The following is an 18,399-nucleotide window of genomic DNA, read 5'->3' as shown; positions in this document are numbered from 1 at the left end:
CCTTGTCAACTTGTCAACTAAAACCTCGTCAACTATAAATATGAAAAAGGTACAATATATATTCGGAGCATTGGCACTAATAGCCTTCCCGAACTGGGCACAGGCCCAAACGCAAGCTAAAGACACTACCCTGAGCCGCACGGTCGTGGTAGAACAAGAATATAATCCGGACATCATGGATGCTTCCAAGGTAAATGTATTGCCACAAGTGGCACCGCCAACTGTCAGCAAAAAAGCAGTGGAATATGATGCAAGGTTAGTACCGGAAGGAAATATCCCCGCAAGTACCATGCAAGTTTATACCGGAGCAGAAAGCCAGGACAAAGCACAGCGCGGATACGCGCGCCTGGGATATGGAAATTATGGGAATCTGGACGCACGCGCCAATTACTTATTTATCCTTCCCAATAGCGATAAGCTAAATCTGAACTTCCACATGAACGGCATGGACGGCAAATTAAAAGTACCCGATTTTGCGGAGAAATGGGATGCACGTTACTATCGTACACGCGTTGGCATGGACTATGTACATGCTTTCCGGAAAGTGGACTTAAATGTAGCCGGCAACTTCGGTCTGAGCAATTTCAACTTTATGCCCTATAGTATAAACAACAAACAGAAATTCCTGTCGGGCGATGTACATTTCGGAGTCAAGTCGACAAGTGAAGACTTGCCTTTTCAGTTTCATGCCGAAACGAACCTGATGTTCTATGAACGCCAGTATGACCTGTCTCAGAAAGATGGACAGGAAGCAATGGTACGGACCAAAGCAGGTGCAGTGGGTTCTATCTCCGAAGAGCAATCTGTAGGAGTAGACCTGGCAATGGACAATGTATTTTATAAGAACAATCTTTTTGATGATTATACATCTGTAGAACTCAATCCTTACTACTTGTATCAGAATGATGACTGGAAAATCCGACTTGGCGCCCATGTGGATTTTGCTTTCGGATTTGGCAAGAAGTTCCGGGTATCACCGGACGTCACTGCCCAATATATCTTCTCTGACAGTTACATTCTTTATGCCCAGGCCACAGGCGGACGCCGAACCAATGACTTCCGCAGACTGGAAACCGTTTCGCCTTACGGACAGAGTGAAATGCAACTGGATGCCACTTACGAGCAACTGAATGCCGCACTCGGATTCAAGACCAGTCCTGTAACAGGTTTATGGTTCAACCTCTATGGTGGATACCAGGATTTAAAGAATAACCTTGCCTCTGTCGGAGTTTCAAGCTATTTCGTAGATACCAACAACCAATCGTATCTCCAACTGTTCCAAAGAAACATGCATAACATCTATGCAGGTGCCGAGGTCAGCTACAGCTATAAAGACATTCTCTCTTTTTCCGCCTCAGGTGTTTACCGTGACTGGAAAGTTGCAAAGGTAGAAGAGGATAACGGAGATTGGCTACTTGCCTATATGCCCTCTTTCGAAGCAAACATTCACGCAGATATCCGACCGATCTCCTCAGTCCTGATCAGCCTCGGATACCAGCACATCACTCGTGAGACAATAGAAAACGAGCGGGTAGATCCCGTTGGTAATCTTTACCTTGGTGGTAGCTACGAAGTTTTCAAAGGTATCTCTATTTACGCTCGTGTAAACAATTTATTGAACAAAGACTATCAATATTATTGGGGATATCCTACAGAAGGTATCAATTTCGTGGGTGGTGTGAGTTTCCGTTTTTAACAAGCAACGAGGCAAAAAAAGTCATTTTTACTAAAAAAGAATATATTCTCCACATATTATAAGGTGGAAACAATTGTTTTTTTCTACTTTTGCGGGCGAATTCAGTGACAGGAGTCACTATAAAACAGAAATTTATGCCAAAAAACCTTGTCATTGTCGAGTCACCGGCAAAAGCAAAAACAATTGAGAAGTTCCTGGGAAAAGATTATAAGGTTCTTTCCAGTTATGGTCATATACGCGATTTGAAGAAAAAAGAATTCAGTATTGACGTTGAAAAGAACTTTGAACCGGACTATGAAATCCCGGAAGATAAAAAAACGCTGGTAAAGACACTGAAATCTGAAGCGAAAGAAGCAGATACCGTATGGTTGGCTTCCGATGAGGACCGCGAGGGAGAAGCCATCGCGTGGCACTTGTATGAGGTATTGAAACTCAATCCGGAACATACTAAACGCATCGTATTCCATGAAATTACCAAAACCGCTATATTAAAGGCTATTGAGCAGCCTCGAAACATTGACATCAATCTTGTCAATGCACAACAGGCTCGCCGCATCCTCGACCGTATCGTGGGTTTTGAATTATCGCCCGTACTGTGGAAGAAAGTAAAACCTGCACTTTCTGCCGGACGTGTACAATCAGTAGCCGTACGCCTCATCGTAGAGCGCGAACGTGAAATACATGCTTTCCAAAGTGAAGCATCTTATAAGGTCACTGCCATTTTCCTGGTTCCCGACACCGACGGCAAACTTGTAGAGATGAAAGCAGAACTTGCACGCCGCCTCAAGACTAAAGCAGAAGCTCAGAAACTATTGGAGCATTGCCAGGCAGCAATGTTTACCATTGAAGACATTACAACCCGCCCGGTAAAGAAAAGTCCGGCCGCACCGTTCACCACTTCTACCCTGCAACAGGAAGCTGCACGTAAACTCGGCTTCACGGTTGCTCAAACCATGATGGTGGCTCAGAGACTGTATGAATCCGGACGTATCACTTATATGCGTACCGACTCGGTAAACTTATCGGAATACGCAATCAACGGCAGTAAAGAAGCCATCGCCAACATGATGGGGGACAAATATGTGCATCCACGTCACTTCAGCACCAAGACTAAAGGGGCACAGGAAGCACACGAGGCTATCCGTCCTACATATATGGAACAGGCGCAAATAGAAGGTAGTGCACAGGAGAAGAAATTATATGACCTGATCTGGAAACGCACTATAGCTTCCCAGATGGCAGATGCCGAACTGGAAAAGACAACAGCAACCATCAGCATCAGCAATGCATCTGATACATTCAATGCGACCGGAGAAGTGGTAAAATTCGACGGTTTCCTGCGTGTATACAGAGAATCTTATGATGATGATGTGGAGCAGGAAGATGAAAGCCGTCTGTTACCTCCTTTGAAGAAGGGACAGAAACTACAGTACCAGAATATAACTGCTACGGAACGTTTCACGCAACATCCACCCCGTTATACTGAAGCAAGCCTGGTACGCAAACTGGAAGAGTTGGGTATCGGTCGTCCTTCAACTTATGCACCTACTATTTCTACTGTACAGCAGCGTGAGTATGTAGAGAAGGGAGATAAGACCGGCGAAGAGCGTTTATACAATGTGATTACCTTGAAAGAAGATAAGATTGCAGATGATACACGCACTGAGATTACCGGGGCTGAGAAAGCCAAACTGTTACCTACAGATACCGGTACAGTTGTAACCGACTTTCTGATGCAATACTTCCCCAGCATCATGGACTACAACTTCACGGCAAGCGTAGAAAAACAATTCGACGAGATAGCAGAAGGTGATACAAAATGGACGACTATCATGAAGACGTTCTATAAAACGTTCCATCCATCTGTAGAAAGTACCCTCGCTGCCAAGAATGCACATAAGACCGGAGAACGCTTATTGGGAGACGATCCTGTCAGTGGCAAACCTGTTTCAGTCAAGATTGGACGTTTCGGTCCGGTAGTACAGATAGGAAGTGCGGAAGATGAAGAGAAACCTCGTTTTTCTCCTCTGAAGAAAGGTATGTCTATCGAGACTATTACCCTGGAAGAGGCTATGGAACTGTTCAAATTGCCACGTACCCTTGGAGAACATGAGGGTAAAACTGTCAGCGTCAATGCCGGACGTTTCGGTCCGTATATTTATTATAACGGAACCTATACCTCACTTCCCAAAGGAGCAGATCCTATGGAAATAGAATTGGAAGAGGCTCTGGAACTGATCAAGGAAAAAGCAGAAGCGGAAGCCAAGAAGCATCTTAAAAAATTCGAAGAAGAACCGGAATTGGAAATTATGAACGGAAGATATGGCCCTTATATCGCTTATAAAGGCAGCAATTATAAGATCCCCAAAGATATCGTTCCGGAAGATTTAAGTCTGGATGCCTGCTTGGAAATCGTCAAACTGCAAAGTGAAAAAGCTGCATCAGCTCCAGCAAAACCGAAACGTGGAAAATATGCCAAGAAGAAAGCATAAAGCGATTCATCATAAAACATCAGCCCCGGAATGAGAGAATCATTCCGGGGCTGATGTTTTATAATATTATCTGTAATTACATTCTGTCCGGTACTTCGATACCCAACAATCCCATGCCTAGGCGAACTACTTTAGCTACATTCTCCGACAAAGCAAGGCGGAATACTTTCACTGCTTCATCCTCTTCGCGCAGAATACTGAAATCGTGGTAGAACTGATTGTATTCTTTCACCAGATCATAAGTATAGTTGGCAATGATAGACGGACTGTAATCTGAGCCTGCCTGCTTCACAACAGCAGCGAAATCAGCCACCATTTGGATAAGCCCTTCCTCTTTCTCACTCAACTCGATACCTACAGGGATTTCAGCCGGAACTGCGATACCGGCTTCAGCCGCCTTACGCAATACAGATTGAATACGCGCATACGTATATTGAATGAACGGTCCTGTATTCCCATTAAAGTCAATTGACTCTTTTGGATTGAACGTCATATTCTTGCGGGCATCCACTTTGAGAATAAAGTATTTCAAAGCACCCAATCCTACAATTCGGGCAATATTATCAGCCTCTTCCTGAGTCAAACCATCCAGTTTTCCCAGTTCATTTGAAGTTTCCTTAGCAGTGTTCACCATTTCCTCAATCAAGTCATCGGCATCTACTACTGTACCTTCACGACTCTTCATCTTACCCTCAGGCAACTCGACCATACCATAAGAAAAATGCACAAGCCCCTTTCCCCATTCGAAACCGAGTTTATCAAGCAAGATAGAAAGCACCTGGAAATGGTAGTTCTGTTCATTACCTACTACATAAATCATTTTGTCAATAGGATAATCTGCAAAACGTAATTTAGCTGTACCGATATCTTGGGTCATATAAACTGAAGTTCCATCGGCACGGAGCAACAATTTGTGATCCAAGCCTTCCGGAGTAAGGTCAGCCCATACAGAGCCGTCCTCTTTCTTATAGAAGAAACCTTTTTCAAGACCTTCCATAACTTTCTCTTTACCTTCAAGATAGGTATTTGACTCATAATATATTTTGTCAAAGCCCACACCCATCTTACGATAAGTTTCATCAAAACCTTCGTACACCCAATTATTCATTTTTGTCCAAAGTGCACGTACTTCCGGATCACCGGCCTCCCATTTTACCAGCATTTCACGAGCTTCGTTCATCAAAGGAGAGGCAGCTTCTGCTTTCGCTTTAGCTTCTTCCTCCGTCACACCTTCAGCCTGGAATCTGGCCATCAAATCTTTAACTTCGGCTTTATAGTGTTTATCGAAAGCTACATAATAGTCACCTACCAAATGATCGCCCTTTTTACCGGATGATTCAGGAGTTTCACCATTTCCATATTTGGACCATGCCAACATGGATTTGCAGATATGAATACCACGGTCGTTCACGATATTCGTCTTTACCACTTTGTTACCGTTCGCCATAACTATGTTGGCCAAGGCATTACCCAAAAGGTTATTGCGCACATGACCCAAGTGAAGTGGTTTGTTGGTATTAGGTGAAGAATATTCTATCATAACCAGCGGAGAATGATCCGTGGCAGCAGTAATACCGTACTGTTTATCGGCATGAATGTTGTTCAGTAACTCAATCCAGGCAGAAGAAGCAATGGTCAGGTTCAGGAAACCTTTGATGACATTGAACGCAGCAACGGAAGGTTCATTAGCTTTCAGGTATTCACCAATCTCTTGTGCTGTCTGCTCCGGTCCTTTCTTTGACATGCGCAGGAAAGGAAAAACAACCAGCGTGAGGTGTCCCTCAAATTCTTTCTTGGTTTTTTGCAGTTGCACCTGTGCGGCAGGCACATCCTGTCCGTACAGTGCTTTCAGTCCATTGATTACGGACGTTACCAGTTTATCTTCTATATTCATGATTTAAAAGTATTTTCCGAGTGCAAAGATACTATATTTTGGCGAATTAAGTACTCCGTTTGTAGGGATAATAAAAAAGGAGGTGCTGCTGCATCTCCTTTCCTATTCTTTATTCGTAGCCGTCTTTATCCGATGGCCAAAGTCAACTCCATACCAGGTTTAAACTTAGCAACTTTCTTTGCAGGAATCGTAATGCTCTGTTTGGTAGAAGGATTAATGCCCAGACGTGCTGCTCTTTCTGACACAGCAAACGTACCGAAGCCAACCAATGATACTTTATCACCAGCCTTTAGAGCCTTTGTGATTGATGCCATGAAAGCATCCAATGCTTTCTTAGAATCCGCTTTTGTCAAACCGGACTCTGCTGCCATAGCGCTGATAAGTTCTGACTTGTTCATAAATTTAAAATTTAATAATTAATATGTTACACAAAAGATATCTGCAATAGAATTTCACAAAGCTCTACAAAAATAGAGCAATATTTCTGAATATCAAATAAAAACATTAAAAAAAGATTGGATTTTGGCGAAAAAAAAGGAATAGAAAGCCGTTTTTCTGTTATAGAACAGAATTTATTCGTATTTTTGCAACTCAATGAATGAAATAACAGATTATGAATGCCATACCAACAGTTACTAAGAACCTATTAATCATTAATGTACTGGTCTTTCTTGCGACCATTGTTGCTCAAAGTTACGGCCTGGATTTAGCCCGTTATCTGGGACTTCACTTTTTTCTTGCCGATAATTTTAATATAGCACAGCTCATCACATACATGTTCATGCATGGAGGCTTTACGCATCTATTTTTTAACATGTTCGCATTGTGGATGTTTGGCCGTATCCTCGAACAAGTGTGGGGACCGAAACGTTTTCTGTTTTACTACCTGGTATGTGGCATCGGCGCAGGATTTATACAGGAAATCGTTCAATATGTACATTACGAAATGGTGCTTTCTGCATACACCAGCGTCAACACGGGCTATTCTGTCATTCCGATGGGAGAATATCTCAACATGATGACTACTGTAGGAGCGTCGGGAGCTATATATGCCATCCTGCTGGGATTCGGAATGCTGTTCCCCAACCAGCCGTTATTTATCTTCCCGCTGCCATTCCCGATCAAGGCTAAGTATTTCGTTATCGGATACGCATTGATTGAACTGTATGCAGGATTTGCTAACAATCCGGGTGACAATGTAGCTCACTTTGCACACTTGGGTGGTATGATATTCGGTTTTATACTGATCATGTATTGGAGAAAAAAAGACAGAGGAAATGGGTACTATTACAACTGATCTTAAAGAAGCTTTTCGGAGAGGGAATATTTATATCCAACTGATTTATATCAACGTAGCCGTCTTCGTGGTTACTACGCTGACGGAAGTTATTTTGCAGCTATTCAACCGTAGTCTTGGAGGGGTATTTGAATGGTTGGAACTTCCTGCTTCATTTACCCAATTCATCATACAGCCTTGGTCACTGTTCACATACATGTTTATGCATGCAGGTTTTCTGCATATTCTGTTCAACATGCTATGGCTATATTGGTTTGGCGCATTGTTCCTGATGTTCTTCTCTGCAAAGCATTTGCGGGGAGTTTATATATTGGGAGGTATTTGCGGCGGATTGCTGTATATGGTGGCATATAACGTTTTTCCGTATTTCCGTCCGATGGTTGACTACTCATTTATGCTGGGAGCATCTGCTTCTGTGCTTGCTATTGTAGCTGCGACCGCATATCGTGAGCCGAACTACCCGATACGATTATTCCTATTTGGCACGATACGACTGAAATATCTGGCACTGATTGTTATCGGTACTGATTTACTGTTCATCACATCCAGCAATGCAGGTGGACATATCGCCCATTTGGGTGGCGCATTAGCAGGAGTCTGGTTTGCAGCAGGACTGAGTAAAGGAAGAGACATTACGTCCTGGATCAATAAGATTCTGGATGCTATCGTTTCAGTATTCAGCTTCAAGCCTCGCAAACCCAAAATGAAAGTGCATTATGGTAACAGTCGTCAGAAAGACTACGATTACAACGCCCGCAAGAAAGTTCAGTCAGAAGAAATAGATCGCATCCTCGATAAACTAAAAAAATCGGGATACGAAAGCCTGACTACGGAAGAAAAGAAAAGTCTTTTCGACGCGAGCAAACGATAATATAGAAATATGGGAATAAGGCATATTGGCAGATTCGTCGCTTATCTGATTTTAGCGGTCAACATCTTCTTCATAGGTTTGTTGCTTCTTACCGCTTACAGCCCGTATATTAAGCCGGCCGCACATCCCGTGGAATCTTGTTTCGGACTGGCATTTCCTATCTTTCTGGTGATTAATATTTGTTTTCTGGTCTTTTGGCTTATTATCCAGAACTATAAGTTTTCATTAGTCACATTGATAAGTCTTCTTCTATGCTATCCGCAGATACGGACTTATTTTCCTATTAATTTTCATACGAACAAGTTACCGGAAAACAGCTTCAAAGTTTTATCGTACAATATAATGGGATTCGATGGAGCCGTTAAGAAAGACGGAGAGAACCCTATTCTAAATTATCTGAAAAACAGTGGAGCAGACATCCTATGCCTACAAGAGTACCAGACCATTGAATCTTCTCATTATCTCAGCCAGAAAGATGTCGAGAAAGCTCTGAAAGATTATCCTTATCATAAGATTCAAACTGTAGGAAGCGGAAAAGGCCATACCAACCGGATAGCCTGTTATTCCAAATACCCCATACTTTCGTCCCGCAGATTAGATTATGTCAGCGAATACAATGGCTCTGCGGTTTATGAGCTAAAAATAGGAGAAGATACTGTAATGCTTATCAACAACCATCTGGAATCTAATAAACTGACGAAAGAAGATAAAGTTGTCTATGAAAGTATGCTCAAATCTCCCGAAACGAAAAAGGTAAAAAGCGGTGCCCGCCTGCTTATCCGCAAACTGGCAGAAGCTTCTGCCATCCGTGGTTCGCAAGCCGACAGCATCGCACAAAAAATTGCAGCGTCACAGCACCCTTACATTATCGTATGCGGTGACTTTAACGATACACCCATCTCCTACGCTCACAGAGTTATCGGCCAGGGACTGAATGATACTTTCACACAATCAGGTCGCGGACTGGGTATCTCTTACAATCAAAACAAATTCTACTTCAGGATTGACAATATCCTAGCAAGTAAAAATCTAAAATCTTATAACTGTACGGTAGACCGATCTATAAAAGAGTCTGACCATTATCCAATCTGGTGTTATCTGAAGAAAAAAGAATAAAGAAAAAATGATTAATATCTAATACTTAAAACTATGTTTAAGAAGTGTATTTTTATTTTAGCTACAACTTGTATGATGTACTCCTGTACCACACAAACGGAAACGAATCCGTTTTTGTCTGAGTTCCAAACCGAACATGGCGTACCGCCCTTCGATAAAATTAAACTGGAACATTACGAACCCGCCTTTTTGAAAGGGATCGAAGAACAAAACGCGAATATCGATGCAATAGTGAATAATTCTGAAACACCTACTTTTGAAAATGTAATCGTTGCTCTCGACAATAGCGCCCCGATACTGGACAGGGTTAGTGCTATTTTCTATAATATGACGGATGCCGAAAAAACACCCGGCCTGAATGAACTGTCCATAAAAATAGCTCCGACATTATCAGAGCACAGCGATAATATCTCATTGAACCAAGAGCTCTTTAAAAAAGTAAATGCCGTATACCAACAAAAAGAATCTTTGAAACTGACCACTGAACAAGAGCGTCTGTTGGAAGAGACTTATAAAGACTTTGTTCGCTCCGGTGCAAACCTTTCTTCCGAAAAGCAGGCACGTCTGCGTGAGATCAACAAACAGTTATCCACATTAGGTCTTACATTCAGCGATAATATTCTGAATGAAAATAATGCTTTCAAACTATACATCGACAAAGAAAAAGATCTTGCCGGACTGCCCGAATGGTTCCGCCAAAGTGCAGCAGAAGAAGCAAAGGCAGACGGTCAGGAAGGAAAATGGCTGTTCACTTTAGGAAATGCCAGCCGACTCCCATTCCTGCAATACTCAGAAAACCGCCCGTTGCGTGAACAGATATACAAGGCTTATATTAATCGCGGTAACAACAATGATAAGAACGATAACAAGAAAATCATTACGGACATTGTAAGTCTTCGCCTTGAGAAAGCACAATTACTGGGCTTTGACTGTTATTCCAATTTCGTTCTGGATAACACAATGGCTAAGAACTCCACTACTGTAATGAATTTCCTGAATAACCTGTGGAGCTACTCCTTACCGAAAGCAAAAGCCGAAGCTGCTGATTTGCAAAAGATCATGGATAAAGAAGGCAAAGGAGAAAAACTGGAAGCATGGGACTGGTGGTATTATACTGAAAAGCTTCGCAAAGAGAAATATAATCTTGAAGAAGATGAAATCAAGCCTTACTTTAAACTGGAAAACGTACGTGAAGGAGCTTTCGCAGTTGCCAACAAGCTCTATGGCATTACATTAACGAAGCTGGAAGGTATTCCCGTATATCATCCTGACGTAGAAGTATTCGAAGTAAAAGACGCAGATGGCTCTCATATGGGTATCTTCTATGTAGACTACTTCCCACGCCCGGGCAAGAGCGGTGGTGCATGGATGAGTAACTATCGTGAACAACAAGGCGATATTCGTCCACTGGTATGCAACGTATGCAGCTTCACTAAACCTGTAGGCGACACTCCGTCACTGCTGACAATTGACGAGGTAGAAACTCTGTTCCATGAATTTGGGCACGCTCTGCACGGATTATTGACTAAATGCAACTATAAAGGCATTTCCGGAACAAATGTCGTACGTGACTTTGTTGAATTGCCCTCCCAGATAAATGAACATTGGGCTACTGAACCTGAAGTACTGAAAATGTATGCCAAGCATTATCAGACAGGAGAAACCATTCCCGACAGCCTTATCGAAAAGATTCTGAATCAGAAAACCTTCAATCAAGGCTTCATGACCACAGAATTACTGGCTGCAGCTATTCTGGATATGAATCTGCACAACCTGACTGACACCAAGAATCTGGATGTATTGGCATACGAGAAAGAAGCCATGAATCAATTGAATCTTATCCCCGAAATAGCCCCGCGTTATCGTACCACCTACTTCAATCATATCATCGGTGGTTATGCTGCAGGCTACTACAGCTATTTATGGGCAAACGTATTGGATAACGATGCTTTTGAAGCTTTTAAAGAGCATGGTATCTTCGACAAAAAGACAGCAGATCTTTTCCGGTATAATGTTCTTGAAAAAGGTAACAGCGAAGACCCGATGACACTTTACAAGAATTTCCGTGGTGCTGAGCCTCAACTGGAACCAATGTTAAAAAATCGTGGAATGAAGTAAAATTAGTACTATACAAAGGCAGCAAAATCATTGCCAGATGCAAATATTTGAGTTCCTTTTACTTCCGAATGTGAAAAAAAAACTATATTTGCAGCCTTGTACGCTATAGAAATCAATTAATAAAGTAATCATAATAAACTAAAAGTAACATGCAAAACAAAGGATTTGTAAAGGTTTTTGCAATTTTGCTCACACTGGTATGTGTGTTCTACCTTTCCTTCTCTTTTGTGACTCGCCATTATAACAATAAGGCAAAAGAGTACGCAAAAGGCGATCTGAAGTTAGAGCAGGACTACCTGGATTCTCTGTCAAACGAGAAAGTGTGGTTCGGCAATTGGACACTGAAACAGTGTCGTGAGATGGAGATCAGTTTAGGTTTGGACTTAAAGGGTGGTATGAACGTTATCCTTGAAGTTTCTGTTCCTGATGTTATCAAAGCATTGGCGGACAACAAAACCGACGAAGCATTCAACCAAGCATTGGCAACTGCCGCCAAACAGGCTATTAGCAGCCAGGATGACGTCATTACCCTGTTTGTTAGAGAGTATCACAGAATTGCTCCGGATGCACGTCTTTCCGAACTTTTCGCCACTCAACAATTAAAAGACAAAGTTAACCAAAAGACTTCTGACGCTGAAGTAGAAAAAGTACTACGTTCGGAAGTAAAAGCCGCAGTTGATAACTCATACAATGTACTCCGTACTCGTATCGACCGCTTTGGTGTGGTTCAGCCCAACATTCAGAGTCTGGAAGACAAGATGGGACGTATCATGGTGGAACTTCCGGGTATCAAAGAGCCAGAGCGTGTAAGAAAATTACTACAAGGTTCTGCTAATCTGGAGTTTTGGGAAACATACAACGCAAAGGATGTTGCACCTTATCTGCAAGCTGCTGATAACAAACTCCGCAGCATTTTAGCTAATGAAGCACCGGCTGACAGTGCAGCTGTTGACAGCACTGCTGCTCCAGTTATGGCACAAGCTACCAGCACTGCCGATAGTCTTGCTGCAGCATTGAAAGGTGAAAACAAAGCACAAACTGTCGATCTTGCACAAATCAAGAAAGAACATCCGTTGCTGGCCGTTCTGCAGGTTAACTCCAGCGGACAAGGCCCGGTTGTAGCTTATGCTAACTATAAGGATACTGCTGAGATCAACAAGTATCTTTCTATGAGAGAAATTCAAGCTGAACTCCCGAAAGACCTCCGTCTGAAATGGGGCGTTTCTGCTTATGAATATGATCCGAAGGGTCAGACTTTCGAACTTTATGCTATCCGTTCAACCGAACGTAACGGACGTGCGCCATTGGAAGGTGACGTTGTTGTTAGCGCTAAAGACGAATACGACCAATTTGGTAAACCAGCTGTAAGTATGTCTATGAACACAGACGGTTCACGCCGCTGGGCTCAGTTGACTAAGCAAAACATTGGTAAGAGCATTGCTATCGTATTGGATGGTTATGTATATTCCGCACCGAATGTAAATACTGAAATTACAGGTGGTAACTCACAAATTACCGGACACTTCACTCCTGAGCAAGCAAAAGACTTAGCGAACGTATTGAAGTCAGGTAAGATGCCGGCTCCTGCACGTATCGTTCAGGAGGATATCGTAGGTCCGTCTTTGGGACAGGCTTCCATCAACGCCGGTGTATTCTCATTCATCGTGGCATTGGTACTGTTGATGGTTTATATGTGTACCATGTATGGCTTCATTCCGGGTATGGTTGCCAATGGTGCATTGGTACTGAACATGTTCTTTACGTTGGGGATCCTTTCGTCTTTCCAGGCGGCCTTGACAATGTCCGGTATTGCCGGTATGGTGTTGGCATTGGGTATGGCTGTGGATGCTAATGTATTGATTTACGAACGTACCAAAGAAGAATTGCGTGCAGGTAAGGGGGTGAAGAAAGCACTCGCAGATGGTTACTCCAACGCATTCTCAGCTATCTTCGACTCTAACTTAACTTCTATTATTACAGGTATAATCCTGTTCAACTTCGGTACAGGTCCTATCCGTGGTTTCGCCACGACTTTAATTATCGGTATCTTGATTTCATTCTTTACCGCTGTGTTTATGACACGTTTGGTTTATGAGTACTTCATGAATAAAGATAAATGGTTGAACCTGACCTTCTCTTCCAAGATCTCCAAGAACTTGATGGCGAATGTACATTTTGACTTCATGGGTGGCAACAAGAAGTGGTTGACAATTACAGGTGTTATTCTTGTAATCTGTATCGGTTCACTCTTTGTACGCGGTCTAAGCCAAAGTATCGACTTCACAGGTGGACGTAACTTCAAGGTACAATTTGAGAATGCGGTAGAACCAGAACAAGTACGCGAGTTAATCTCCAGTAAATTTGGTGACGCTAACGTTAGTGTAATCGCTATCGGTACAGATAAGAAAACTGTACGTATCAGTACAAACTATCGTATTGAAGAAGACGGCAACAATGTTGACTCTGAAATAGAAGCATATCTTTATGAGACATTGAAGCCCGTATTGACGCAAAACATTACTCTGGAAACATTTATCGATCGTGAAAACCATACTGGTGGTAGTATCGTCAGCTCACAGAAAGTAGGTCCGAGCATTGCAGATGATATCAAGACTTCCGCTATGTGGTCTGTAGTACTTGCTTTGATTGCAATTGGCCTGTACATCTTGATTCGTTTCCGTAACATTGCATATAGTGTGGGTTCTGTAGCTGCACTGACAAGTGATACATTGATGATCTTGGGTGCTTATTCTCTCTGCTGGGGCTGGATGCCATTCTCACTGGAAATTGACCAGACATTCATCGGTGCTATTCTGACAGCTATCGGTTACTCTATCAATGACAAGGTGGTAATCTTCGACCGTGTACGTGAGTTCTTCGGCCTGTATCCGAAACGCGACAAGAAACAGTTGTTCAATGACTCATTGAACACTACTCTGGCACGTACTATCAATACTTCATTGAGTACATTAATCGTATTGCTGTGTATCTTCATCCTTGGTGGTGACTCTATCCGCAGCTTCGCATTCGCAATGATCCTCGGTGTTGTAATTGGTACATTGTCTTCTTTGTTCATTGCATCTCCTATCGCATACATGATGTTGAAGAACAAAAAAATAGCTGAGCCGGCTGCTGAAGTAGCTAAATAAGGACTATACAAGTTAACGATAAAAAAGGGAAGCCGAACGAATCGACTTCCCTTTTTATTTTGTAGTCCCGAGGGGAATCGAACCCCTATCTAAAGTTTAGGAAACTTCTATTCTATCCGTTGAACTACAGGACCAGCAACATTTGCGGTTGCAAAGATAAGGCATTCTCCCGATTTCACAAGGCCGAACGAAGATTTTATCGAGAAGTCAAGAAAATACAAGCAACACAAGATTTTATCAAAGTGTAAAGTCAAAACAGCTTCATACAGCATTAATTTAAGCGCTTATACTTACATTTAGTCAACACATGCATCAGTAGAACAAATGATAATATGCAACTTTTATTCGTTCAAGTCAGACACATAGTCAAAGTTTTGCTCACTCCAAATATCAAAAAACACTCATTTCTCAATTCTTTTAGAACACAATCACAGATTAACTCAAAAAGATTTTGCCAAGTCGCATAACTTTCCGACATTTGCAAACGTGCCTATAAAAAGCGTAGTACTTTTTGTAAGTACCCCAACCAACATGAGAACAGATTTTAAGTGATCCTATAAATTAATCATAGTAATACGAAATTATGGCAAACGACATGATGGTAAAAGAACTGGATCAAGTGGTAGTCCGCTTTTCCGGAGACTCCGGCGATGGTATGCAGCTCGCCGGCAACATCTTTTCAACAGTATCGGCTACGGTGGGAAATGACATCAGTACTTTCCCCGACTATCCCGCAGATATCCGCGCCCCGCAAGGCTCTCTGACCGGCGTATCAGGTTTCCAGGTACACATCGGCGCCAGCAAAGTATTCACCCCGGGTGATAAATGCGATGTATTGGTAGCTATGAACGCTGCCGCATTGAAAACACAGTATAAGTTTGCTAAGTCTACTGCTTGCATCATTATCGACACAGACTGTTTCCAGGCTTCCGATTTACAGAAAGCCGCTTTCAAGACTGACAATCCTATCGAAGAAATGGGTATCAAGCAAGATGTTATTGCCGCTCCTATTTCTCAAATGGTGAAAGACTGTCTGGCAGAAACAGGTATGGACAACAAAGCAATGCTGAAATGCCGCAACATGTTCGCTCTCGGCCTGGTATGCTGGTTGTTCAATCGCGACCTGAAGATTGCGGAAGATTTCCTTAGAGAGAAGTTTGCAAAAAAGCCGGAAATAGCAGAAGCCAACATCAAGGTAATTCACGCCGGTTACGACTATGGTCACAATACACACGCTTCCGTAGCACATACTTATAAGATAGAAAGTAAGATAAAGACGCCCGGAATATATATGGATATCATGGGCAACAAAGCTACAGCCTACGGTTTCATTGCTGCTGCTGAAAAAGCAGGTCTGAAGTTATTCCTGGGTTCTTATCCCATCACTCCGGCTACGGACGTATTACATGAACTCTCCAAACATAAATCCTTAGGTGTCATTACCGTTCAATGCGAAGATGAGATTTCCGGCTGTGCTACGGCTATCGGTGCTTCTTTTGCTGGTGCATTGGCTGTAACTACCACTTCCGGTCCGGGTGTCTGCCTGAAATCAGAGGCTATGAACCTTGCAGTGATTACAGAACTTCCCTTGGTTGTTCTGGACGTACAACGCGGTGGTCCTTCCACAGGTTTGCCGACTAAATCGGAACAAACGGACTTGTTACAGGCTTTGTTTGGTCGTAACGGTGAGAGTCCAATGCCGGTTATTGCTGCAACCTCACCGACAAACTGCTTCGATGCAGCCTATGCAGCTTGTAAAATGGCTTTGGAACACATGACTCCGGTAGTTCTGTTAACAGACGGTTTCGTGGCCAACGGTTCCGGTTCATGGAAGCTGCCGAACCTGGATACATATCCTGAAATCAAACCTCAGTATGTTACTCCTGAAATGAAGGATAACTATACTCCTTATAAACGCAATCCTGAGAACCAAGTACGTTACTGGGCCGTTCCGGGACAAGAAGGCTATACTCATATCCTCGGTGGTCTGGAAAAAGACAGCAACACTGGTGCGATCTCTACCGATCCTGAAAACCACAATCTAATGTGCCACCTGCGTGCAGAAAAAGTTGCAAAGATTGCTGTACCCGATGTAGAAGTACAAGGCTGTGCAGATGATGCAGACCTGCTGATTGTAGGTTTTGGCGGTACTTACGGACACTTGTATTCTGCTATGGAAGAGATGAACAAAGCCGGACAAAAAGTAGCCTTAGCTCACTTCTCTTATATCAATCCTCTGCCTAAAAATACGGCTGAAGTATTGAAGAAATACAAGAAAGTGGTAGTTGCCGAACAGAATCTGGGACAATTTGCCGGTTATCTCCGCATGAAGGTGGATAATTTCACTCCGTATCAATTCAATGAAGTCAAGGGACAGCCGTTCGTAGTAAGCGAATTAGTGGCTGCCTTCACCGAGATTTTAAATAAATAATAACCCCGTAAAGTATCGAAAGACATGAGCGAATATACAGCTAAAGATTTCAAAAAAGGACAGCCTCGTTGGTGTCCGGGTTGCGGTGACCACTTCTTCTTGAATTCACTGCACAAAGCGTTGGCAGAAATCGGTGTTAAGCCTTGGGAAACTGCCGTTATCTCGGGTATCGGTTGCTCCAGCCGTCTGCCTTATTATATGAATACGTATGCGATGCAGACTATCCACGGACGTGCTGCCGCCATCTCTACCGGATGTAAAGTAACCAATCCTAACCTGAGCGTTTGGCAGGTTTCAGGTGATGGTGACGGTCTGGCTATCGGTGGTAACCACTTTATCCATGCTATCCGTCGTAATATAGATATCAACATTCTGTTGCTGAACAACCGCATCTACGGTCTGACAAAAGGACAATATTCCCCGACGTCTCCCCGTGGCTTCGTCAGCAAATCCTCTCCTTATGGTACAGTAGAAGATCCGTTCCACCCAGCTGAACTCTGCTTCGGTGCCCGTGGACGTTTCTTTGCACGCTGTGTAGCCACAGATGGTCCCGGCACAGGAGAAGTTCTGAAGGCTGCTGCTAACCATAAAGGAGCCGCTGTGTGTGAGATTTTGCAACACTGCGTTATCTTCAATGACGGAACCTACGACTCTGTATACAACAAAGACGGACGTGCCAAGAATGCTATCTACCTGGAACACGGTAAGCCAATGCTTTTCGGTGAGAACAAAGAGTTTGGATTGATGCAGGAAGGTTTCGGACTGAAAGTTGTAAAGTTGGGCGAGAACGGTATCACAGAAAAGGATATCCTCATTCATGATGCACACTGCATGGATAATACATTGCAACTGAAATTGGCTTTGATGGAAGGTCCTGACTTCCCGGTTGCTCTCGGTGTAATCCGCGATGTGGAAGCTCCGACTTATGACGATGCTGTAATGGAACAGATTGAAGAAGTATCAGCAAAGAAGAAGTATCACAACTTCAAGGAACTGTTGATGACGAATGATATTTGGGAAGTAAAGTAAGCGAATACACTATTCCTTTTCTAAAAAGCCTCATTACCGCTACTATTATATAGTACGGTAATGAGGCTTTTTAGAAATAATACAAATCAATAGTTGAAGACGGGTTATGAATAAAGTGTGATAAAGTGGTAGTGTGATAAAGTGATAGCGGGATACCCCAAATGGTAACTTTGTTCACTCCACACGGTAACTCCATTTACATGCAGAGGTAAAGACCGTTACACGCCGAGGTAAAGGCCGTTACAATAAGGGGTAAAGACCGTTACATACGGCGGTAAACGCTTTTACATCTTATGATAAGCACAC

At 42.9% G+C, this 18,399-nt stretch carries 11 protein-coding genes and 1 tRNA gene; 9 read left to right on the top strand and 3 right to left on the bottom strand.

Going from position 1 to position 18,399, the window contains the following annotated elements; all coding sequences use genetic code 11:
- Positions 1–40: 40 nt before the first annotated feature.
- Together BACINT_RS07475 and topA are read left to right on the top strand one after the other, a co-directional pair.
- Positions 41–1,696, top strand: a complete 1,656-nt coding sequence (locus tag BACINT_RS07475) for a TonB-dependent receptor (RefSeq protein ID WP_007661940.1) — start codon at positions 41–43, stop codon at positions 1,694–1,696.
- Between the two features lie 134 nt (positions 1,697–1,830).
- The gene (gene topA, locus BACINT_RS07470) at positions 1,831–4,188 is read left to right on the top strand and encodes a type I DNA topoisomerase (protein ID WP_044154826.1); all 2,358 of its coding nucleotides are present in this window, start codon (positions 1,831–1,833) and stop codon (positions 4,186–4,188) included.
- A 76-nt stretch (positions 4,189–4,264) separates the two neighbouring features.
- Here the strand turns inward: topA and argS are convergent, their stop codons facing one another.
- Positions 4,265–6,082 carry an arginine--tRNA ligase gene (gene argS / locus BACINT_RS07465; protein WP_007661936.1) on the bottom strand — a complete coding sequence of 606 codons (1,818 nt, stop codon included), beginning with the start codon at positions 6,080–6,082 and terminating at the stop codon, positions 4,265–4,267.
- A gap of 125 nt (positions 6,083–6,207) precedes the next feature.
- Complete coding sequence (locus BACINT_RS07460) at positions 6,208–6,480, bottom strand: HU family DNA-binding protein (RefSeq protein WP_007661934.1); 273 nt, start codon at positions 6,478–6,480, stop codon at positions 6,208–6,210.
- A gap of 215 nt (positions 6,481–6,695) precedes the next feature.
- Between BACINT_RS07460 and BACINT_RS07455 the strand changes: the two genes are divergently transcribed.
- The 5 genes from BACINT_RS07455 (at position 6,696) to secDF (ending at position 14,633) form a co-directional block, all read left to right on the top strand.
- Positions 6,696–7,379, top strand: a complete 684-nt coding sequence (locus tag BACINT_RS07455; RefSeq protein ID WP_007661932.1) for a rhomboid family intramembrane serine protease — start codon at positions 6,696–6,698, stop codon at positions 7,377–7,379.
- Positions 7,360–8,250 (top strand): rhomboid family protein, encoded by an 891-nt coding sequence (locus tag BACINT_RS07450; protein WP_007661930.1) that lies wholly within the window; start codon positions 7,360–7,362, stop codon positions 8,248–8,250. Before BACINT_RS07455 ends, BACINT_RS07450 begins: the two co-directional genes overlap by 20 nt.
- A gap of 15 nt (positions 8,251–8,265) precedes the next feature.
- Complete coding sequence (locus BACINT_RS07445; protein WP_044154941.1) at positions 8,266–9,366, top strand: endonuclease/exonuclease/phosphatase family protein; 1,101 nt, start codon at positions 8,266–8,268, stop codon at positions 9,364–9,366.
- Between the two features lie 33 nt (positions 9,367–9,399).
- Complete coding sequence (locus BACINT_RS07440) at positions 9,400–11,484, top strand: M3 family metallopeptidase (RefSeq protein ID WP_007661926.1); 2,085 nt, start codon at positions 9,400–9,402, stop codon at positions 11,482–11,484.
- 149 nt (positions 11,485–11,633) lie between these two features.
- Positions 11,634–14,633: a protein translocase subunit SecDF gene (gene secDF, locus BACINT_RS07435; protein ID WP_007661924.1), complete on the top strand. Its 3,000-nt coding sequence runs from the start codon at positions 11,634–11,636 to the stop codon at positions 14,631–14,633.
- Between the two features lie 62 nt (positions 14,634–14,695).
- Here the strand turns inward: secDF and BACINT_RS07430 are convergent.
- Positions 14,696–14,767: transfer RNA gene (locus tag BACINT_RS07430), tRNA-Arg, on the bottom strand.
- Between the two features lie 449 nt (positions 14,768–15,216).
- Here BACINT_RS07430 and BACINT_RS07425 point away from each other — a divergent pair.
- Together BACINT_RS07425 and BACINT_RS07420 are read left to right on the top strand one after the other, a co-directional pair.
- Positions 15,217–17,064, top strand: coding sequence for a 2-oxoacid:acceptor oxidoreductase subunit alpha (locus tag BACINT_RS07425; protein ID WP_007661922.1), 1,848 nt, complete (start codon positions 15,217–15,219; stop codon positions 17,062–17,064).
- 24 nt (positions 17,065–17,088) lie between these two features.
- The gene (locus BACINT_RS07420) at positions 17,089–18,093 is read left to right on the top strand and encodes a 2-oxoacid:ferredoxin oxidoreductase subunit beta (protein ID WP_007661920.1); all 1,005 of its coding nucleotides are present in this window, start codon (positions 17,089–17,091) and stop codon (positions 18,091–18,093) included.
- Positions 18,094–18,399: the final 306 nt, after the last annotated feature.

Origin of the sequence: Bacteroides intestinalis DSM 17393 (assembly GCF_000172175.1) — a bacterium.
GTDB classification, from domain to species: domain Bacteria; phylum Bacteroidota; class Bacteroidia; order Bacteroidales; family Bacteroidaceae; genus Bacteroides; species Bacteroides intestinalis.
This window is presented reverse-complemented; position numbering and strand designations above follow the sequence as displayed.